At 37.9% G+C, this 6,655-nt stretch carries 6 protein-coding genes and 1 pseudogene; all 7 read right to left on the bottom strand.

Annotated elements, in window-relative coordinates; all coding sequences use genetic code 11:
- Positions 1 to 284: 284 nt before the first annotated feature.
- On the bottom strand, positions 285 to 998 hold the full coding sequence (bshB1, locus tag FVQ77_11945; protein MBW8051025.1) for a bacillithiol biosynthesis deacetylase BshB1: 714 nt from the start codon (positions 996 to 998) through the stop codon (positions 285 to 287).
- Positions 999 to 1,135: 137 nt separating this feature from the next.
- Entirely contained in the window at positions 1,136 to 2,074 is a 939-nt protein-coding gene (gene trxB / locus FVQ77_11950; GenBank protein ID MBW8051026.1) for a thioredoxin-disulfide reductase, read from the bottom strand.
- A 271-nt stretch (positions 2,075 to 2,345) separates the two neighbouring features.
- Entirely contained in the window at positions 2,346 to 2,945 is a 600-nt protein-coding gene (locus tag FVQ77_11955; protein ID MBW8051027.1) for a F0F1 ATP synthase subunit gamma, read from the bottom strand.
- A gap of 138 nt (positions 2,946 to 3,083) precedes the next feature.
- A pseudogene (locus FVQ77_11960) lies at positions 3,084 to 3,407 on the bottom strand (F0F1 ATP synthase subunit gamma).
- Positions 3,408 to 3,775: 368 nt separating this feature from the next.
- Positions 3,776 to 5,353, bottom strand: coding sequence for a F0F1 ATP synthase subunit alpha (locus tag FVQ77_11965; GenBank protein MBW8051028.1), 1,578 nt, complete (start codon positions 5,351 to 5,353; stop codon positions 3,776 to 3,778).
- Positions 5,354 to 5,570: 217 nt separating this feature from the next.
- Positions 5,571 to 6,113: an ATP synthase F1 subunit delta gene (gene atpH / locus FVQ77_11970; GenBank protein ID MBW8051029.1), complete on the bottom strand. Its 543-nt coding sequence runs from the start codon at positions 6,111 to 6,113 to the stop codon at positions 5,571 to 5,573.
- Between the two features lie 123 nt (positions 6,114 to 6,236).
- On the bottom strand, positions 6,237 to 6,632 hold the full coding sequence (locus FVQ77_11975) for a four helix bundle protein (GenBank protein ID MBW8051030.1): 396 nt from the start codon (positions 6,630 to 6,632) through the stop codon (positions 6,237 to 6,239).
- Positions 6,633 to 6,655 lie beyond the last annotated feature (23 nt).

Raw genomic sequence — 6,655 nt, forward strand, 5'->3', positions numbered from 1 at the left:
CAATGGGTAGGCGGTGAACCCGCTTACATGCTCATGGTAAACGTGGCGCTTGCCGGATTGTTTCTTCCGTTGCATAATTTAGCAGTGAGCAAATTAGAACAACGGTTATTTAAGACAAGAAAGAGAAAGTTAAAAAAGGAAAAAAGAATATAACCACGAATTACACGAATTACACAAATTAAATTAGTGTAATTCTTAATTAGTGTAATTCGTGTAATTAGTGGTTTCGTGGTTTCATTTTACATTTTCGTAAATTCGTATTGATTCGTTATTCGTTGATAATTTTAAACCAAATCAAACAAGCTCTTGATCCCTATCTGTTTCTGTGTTGTAAAACCTTCTCCATACTTCACTCCTATGGCATGGCCCATTTCCATTGCTCTTGCTTCAAGGTATTCCAGAAATCCTTTTTGTGAAATGTAGGTTTCGGGTTCATCGCTGGCGGGATTGTAAAACTGGCTTTTAAAGGTTTTTAGAGCTTCAAGCTTTTTTTCCCAGAAGGGTGTAATATCAACAACAAAATCGGGCTTGATGTATCTATCTTGTATATAATGGTAAACCGCTTTAGGTCTCCACGCATCCTGAAGCCCCGGGGTTAATGTCTCAATTTTCTGTAACCCTGATAAAAAACATGCCCTCACAGTCAGCTCTGCACATTTTTGGTGGTCAGGGTGGCGGTCATGTATGGCGCTTGCAAGCACAATTTGCGGCTTGTACCTTCTGATGATCTTAATAAGCTCCAGGCAATGCTGATCATCATTTTTAAAGAAAACATCTGCAAAGCCAAGATTTTCTCTTACGGAAAGGCCCAGTATTTTGCCTGCTGCTTCTGCTTCCTTATCACGAATTTCCGGGGTACCCCTGGTTGACATTTCACCTCTTGTAAAGTCTGCAATACCTACCTTTTTACCCATTTCCACGTGCGAAATGATGGTACCCCCGCACCCAAGCTCAGCATCGTCAGGGTGGGCGGCTGTAACTAATATGTCAAGTTTCATGAGATGGTTGTTGGATGTTAATTCTTGATTTTGAAACCACTAATTACACGAATTACACTAATTAAGAATTTCACTAATTTAGTGTAATTAGTGTAATTAGTGGTTTCGGATTTCGGATTTTGGATGCCATTTGTTGGTCATCCAAAATCCAATTTCGCCAGATATCTTTCAGCATCAAGAGCAGCCATGCAGCCGGTCCCGGCAGCCGTTACCGCCTGCCTGTAAACATGATCCTGGGCATCCCCGCAGGTAAATACGCCTTCAATGTTTGTATGGGTTGAACCAGCCTCAGTGATTATATACCCGTTTTCATCCATTTTAATATAATCTACAAAAATTGCGGTATTTGGCTTGTGCCCAATGGCTACAAAAAATCCTTTTATTGGTACTTCTTTGAGCTCACCGGTTTTTGTGTTTTTATATCTTAAGCCTTCCACTTCATCTTTGCCCAAAATTTCATCTGTTACCGAATTCCATAGGAGTTCAATATTAGGAGTATTCTCCACCCGCTCTTGCATAAATTTTGAAGCTCTCATTTGATCTCTGCGAACCAACAGATAAACTTTGGTGCACAATTTTGCAAGGTAAGAAGATTCTTCACTGGCTGTATCCCCGCCTCCTACCACAGCTACATCCATACCCTTAAAAAAGAAACCATCACAGACAGCACATGCAGAAACACCTTTACCATTTAGCCGCTGCTCTGATTCAATGCCCAGCCACTTTGCAGAAGCTCCGGTTGAAATGATCACAACATCGGCTGTGATAATGTGATCGTCATCTACAACAACTTTATGTGGTAATGACGAAAAATCAACAGATGTAGCCTTCCCGAAACGGGTATCAGTTCCGAATCTTTCTGCTTGTTTTTTAAAATCCTCCATCATCTGGGGGCCCAATACGCCATCAGGGTACCCTGGATAGTTCTCCACATCAGTGGTAATGGTTAATTGTCCGCCAGGTTCATCACCCTGGTAGAGAACCGGCTTTATACCTGCCCTGGCAGCATAGACTGCAGCAGTATAACCTGCCGGGCCTGAACCAAGGATCAATAATTTTACTTGTTCTGTACTCATGTTGATAATTTTGTATGTTGATAATTTGGCAATTTGGCAATATAGCTATCCTTATAAAGTCCCTGAAACGACAAACAAAGAAATAATATTAGTCAAACACCTTACATATTTTAGTTCATGGTTTTTAGTTATTAGTTTTAGTTTTTTTAGTTATTAGTTTTAGTTTATTGGTTTGTCCATCTTATGGTATAAAGCCCGGAACTGCCAACTAAAGAACTATAACCAGAAACTATCAAACCATAACCAATAACTAAAAACTAAAAACCATTTCCTATCCTCCGCCTTGAAGGGCTTCGGCTCCTCCCACAATTTCCAATATCTCTTTTGTAATGGCTGCCTGGCGGGTTCTGTTGTAGGTTAGCCGCAAGTCTCTTAAAATTTCTTCGGCATTATCCGTTGCCTGGTCCATAGCAGTCATCCTGGCGCCATGTTCAGCAGCATTTGATTCTAATAATGCTTTATAAAACCTGATCCTTAAGGAATATGGTATCAATGCATTCATAATCTGTTTCCTTGACGGTTCAAAAATATAATCCACCTCCGGATTTGTTTTATTCGCTTGACCACTTTCCTGCTTTCCATCCACTCCCTTAATTGTGTGAGGAAGGCTATTTTCAACGATCGGTAAAAATTGCTCAGTTCTTATTATTTGAGCGGCAACATTTTTAAACTCGTTATAAATAATGTCTACAATCTGAAAATCATCATTTAGAAAGCCGTTCAAAATATGATCGGTTGCTTTTTTTACCTCAATAAAATCCAAATTACTAAAAAGTTTCACATAATCTCCGACAATTTCAACCCTTTCCCTCGCTAACGCTCGGGACATGCTTTTAGAAAAATAATCCCATCCTTTTTTTCCAATGCACATTAATGTAATCTCACCCCTACCAGCCCCCCTTCCGTCCCCCCAAAGGGGGGAGACTTTGCCAACCCCTTTCCCTTCGGGAAGTGTGGCGGGAAAGTCCCCCCTTTGGGGGGATTTAGGGGGGCTGTTAGGGGGGCTGGTATATTTGTTTTGTATATGTGTGGCAACTGCTTTGTAGATATTACTATTAAATGCACCGCAGAGTCCTCTATCGGAAGTAACTACGATGATCAATATCTTTTTGACATCCCGCTTTAATTGAAATTCATTTATATGATCATCACTCTTACCCTGTGAAATGCTTCCTAAAATATCATTAAGCCTTTCGGCATAAGGTCTTATATGTAACATTTTATCCTGTGCCCTGCGCAGTTTAGAGGCAGCAACCATTTTCATTGCTTTGGTGATCTGTTGTGTTGAAACTACCGAAGCTATTCTGCTTTTTACTTCTTTTAGGTTAGGCATCTTTTAATTGAAAATTGAAGATTGGATATTAGTGTTAAATTGCATAAATAATCTATATAATTGAATTTAAGTAAAAAGTAAAAAGTAAAAAGTAAAAAATAAAAAGTAAAGTTTTTATTTCATTTGCTTGCGATTGAACCAAGTATTTTTTTTAACTGCTCTGACTCATCTACCAGGTAATGGCACTTTTGTATATCGCCTATTTAGTTGCTCTTTAAATATTCTTAACCAATAATTTGATTCTCTCATTAAAAATCTAATTACATCAACTGCAAACTTAAACAGTCTTTCACACAAATCTTTTTTCATAGTTTTTTACTTTTTTTTTACTTTTTACTTTTTACTTTTTACTTTTTACTTGGAATTTTTCAATATCTATCAACGAGTTCTATAGCTACTTTTTTAAGCACTTCAGTAGTATTATCATCTAACTTGCCGGACTGAAGAGCTTGCAGGATATCTACATGTTGAGCTGTTAAAATTTGCAGATATTGCTTCTCAAAATCTTTGACTTTATCAATAGGTACCATATCAATAAGGCCGTTTGTAGAACAATAAATAAGTGCGATCTGCTGTTCAACCGGCATAGGGGAATATTGGGCTTGTTTTAAGATCTCCTGGTTTCTCCTGCCTCTTTCAATGATGAGCTTTGTAGCAGCATCCAGGTCAGAGCCGAACTTTGCAAAAGCTTCCAATTCACGGAACTGAGCCTGGTCTAATTTTAGCGTTCCCGCTATTTTCTTCATTGATTTTATCTGGGCATTCCCCCCTACCCTTGAAACTGAGATACCTACATTAATAGCAGGGCGAATACCTGCATTAAAAAGGCTTGTTTCAAGAAAAATTTGTCCGTCAGTGATAGAGATCACATTTGTAGGAATATATGCTGAAACGTCACCGGCTTGTGTTTCAATAATTGGTAAAGCAGTAAGTGAACCTCCGCCTTTTACCATAGATTTAATAGATGAAGGGATATCGTTCATTTTCTGAGCTACTGCATCAGTAGTATTTACTTTTGCAGCTCTTTCCAGCAACCGGCTATGCAAATAGAAAATGTCACCTGGGTAAGCTTCACGTCCCGGGGGCCTTCTTAAAAGGAGTGAAACTTCCCGATAAGCTACTGCTTGTTTTGACAGATCATCATAAATTACCAATGCGGGCCTTCCTGTGTCTCTGTAATACTCGCCAATAGCAGCGCCTGCAAATGGTGCAAAGAACTGCATAGGTGACGGTTCAGAAGCAGGAGCAGAAACTATGACGGTATAATCCAATGCACCAGCCCGTTCAAGTGTTATTTCTACCTGGGCTACGGTGCTTGCTTTTTGTCCGATAGCCACATAGATGCAAAATACCGGTTCACCCTTTTTAAAAAACTCTTTTTGATTGATAATTGTATCAATAGCGATTGCTGTTTTCCCGGTTTGCCTGTCTCCAATGATGAGTTCACGCTGCCCCCTGCCTATAGGGATCATAGCATCAATCGCTTTAATACCTGTTTGAAGGGGTTCGTTAACCGGTTCTCTGTAGATCACACCCGGGGCTTTTCGTTCCAGGGGCATTTCATATAATTTTCCCTTGATAGGGCCTTTACCGTCAACGGGAACTCCTAAGGTATTGACCACTCTCCCCAACATCCCATCTCCAACCTTAATATTAGCAATCTCCCGGGTTCTTTTAACAGTATCGCCTTCTTTAATTCCACTCGATTCACCAAATAAAACAGCTCCCACATTGTCCTCCTCAATATTAAGGACTAAGGCTTTTAAACCTGTTTCAAATTCCAGAAGCTCGCCTGACTGTACCATGGTAAGTCCATAGATACGTGCCACACCGTCACCGACCTGAAGTACAGTGCCAACTTCTTCCAACTCTGCTTCGGTTTTGAAATCTGATAACTGCTCTCTTAAGATAGCAGAAACTTCATCTGGTCTTATGTCTACTTGCATAATGAATGAATAATAGAATAAATGAATGATAGCAAAATATTTAGTTTTTGGTTGTTAGTTTTTGGTTATGGTTTGATAGTTTATGGTTATAGTTTTTTAGTTTGTTGGTCGTGCCATGAGTCCGGCATTAGCAAACTATTGAACCAATGAACTAAAACTAATAACCAAATAACTAAAACTAATAACCAAAAACCATGAACTAAAATTTTGCTATCATTCATTTAGTTATTCTAAATTGCATTTTTAATTCATTTAACTTATTTTTAATCGAATTATCAATCTGCAAATCGTCAATTCTCAGAACAAAACCCCCGATCATATCTTCATCTACCTTTTCTTTTAGTTCCACATTTTTACCGGTAAGTTTTTTTGCTATATTTTCAAAAGATATTTTAAGATCATTGGTAAGATCAAAAGCAGTAGTGACATTTGCCGTTCCTATTCCTACTAGATTATTGTACCGGGTGTGAAATTCTGTAGATATGGCAAACAGAATATTTTCCCTGTTTTTCCTTGTAATAATATCAAAAATGGCGAATGTCAGCTTATTTACTTTATCTTTAAATATGGCTTTTAAAATAGCTAATTTTTTATCATGATTAATGATAGGATTTCTGAGCATGAGCAGCAAATTGCGATTTTCTTCACATGTCTTTGAAAAAAGAAGCATATCTTTATGTACGACATCCAATACTTGTTGTTCCTTAGCTAATTCCAGCAGAGACTTGGCATATCTTGTGGCTACCCTGAATTCGGACATAATGTGAATATTTGTATAACTAACCTAATGTGCCTATGAGCATTACTACACTATAACTAACTATGACTATGACTGATGACAATGACTATGACTAACAATGACAATAACAATAACAATGACTCACTATGATTTTGAATATGATGATAATAAATAATCACCAAACTTTCTGAGTCTTTTAGCAAGACTTTTAGCACGTAATAATACCTCACGATGTTCGTGATTATTTATATAACGATCGTCTAATGCACAATCCATAGCACCAACTACCTCATCCAAGGAAGTATGAGATCTATTAATATAAACTCTTGTGTCTTTATCTGTATTGCGGTTTGCACCTTCAGAAATTTGAAGAACTATAGAATTTAATGCACGTTTTGTTTGGTCCACTAAACGAAACTGTTCTTCCTTAGGATACTTTTTTAATAATGCATTAACAAATTTTCTAAATTCTCTGGCATCTTTATAAATATCCCAATTTCTAAATCTAAAGCCAAAGTCATCTTCATTATTATTCTCCATAATATATTTGGATAACACTCATT

It is taken from the genome of Cytophagales bacterium (genome assembly GCA_019456305.1).
Taxonomy (GTDB): Bacteria; Bacteroidota; Bacteroidia; order Cytophagales; family VRUD01; genus VRUD01.

What these genes read in the sequence shown, in the direction of transcription:
- FVQ77_11965 (MBW8051028.1), bottom strand. Translation starts at nt 5,353, where the DNA reads ATGCAAGTAGACATAAGACCAGATGAAGTTTCTGCTATCTTAAGAGAG.
- trxB (MBW8051026.1), bottom strand. Translation starts at nt 2,074, where the DNA reads ATGAGTACAGAACAAGTAAAATTATTGATCCTTGGTTCAGGCCCGGCA.
- FVQ77_11955 (MBW8051027.1), bottom strand. Translation starts at nt 2,945, where the DNA reads ATGTGCATTGGAAAAAAAGGATGGGATTATTTTTCTAAAAGCATGTCC.
- FVQ77_11975 (MBW8051030.1), bottom strand. Translation starts at nt 6,632, where the DNA reads ATGGAGAATAATAATGAAGATGACTTTGGCTTTAGATTTAGAAATTGG.
- bshB1 (MBW8051025.1), bottom strand. Translation starts at nt 998, where the DNA reads ATGAAACTTGACATATTAGTTACAGCCGCCCACCCTGACGATGCTGAG.
- atpH (MBW8051029.1), bottom strand. Translation starts at nt 6,113, where the DNA reads ATGTCCGAATTCAGGGTAGCCACAAGATATGCCAAGTCTCTGCTGGAA.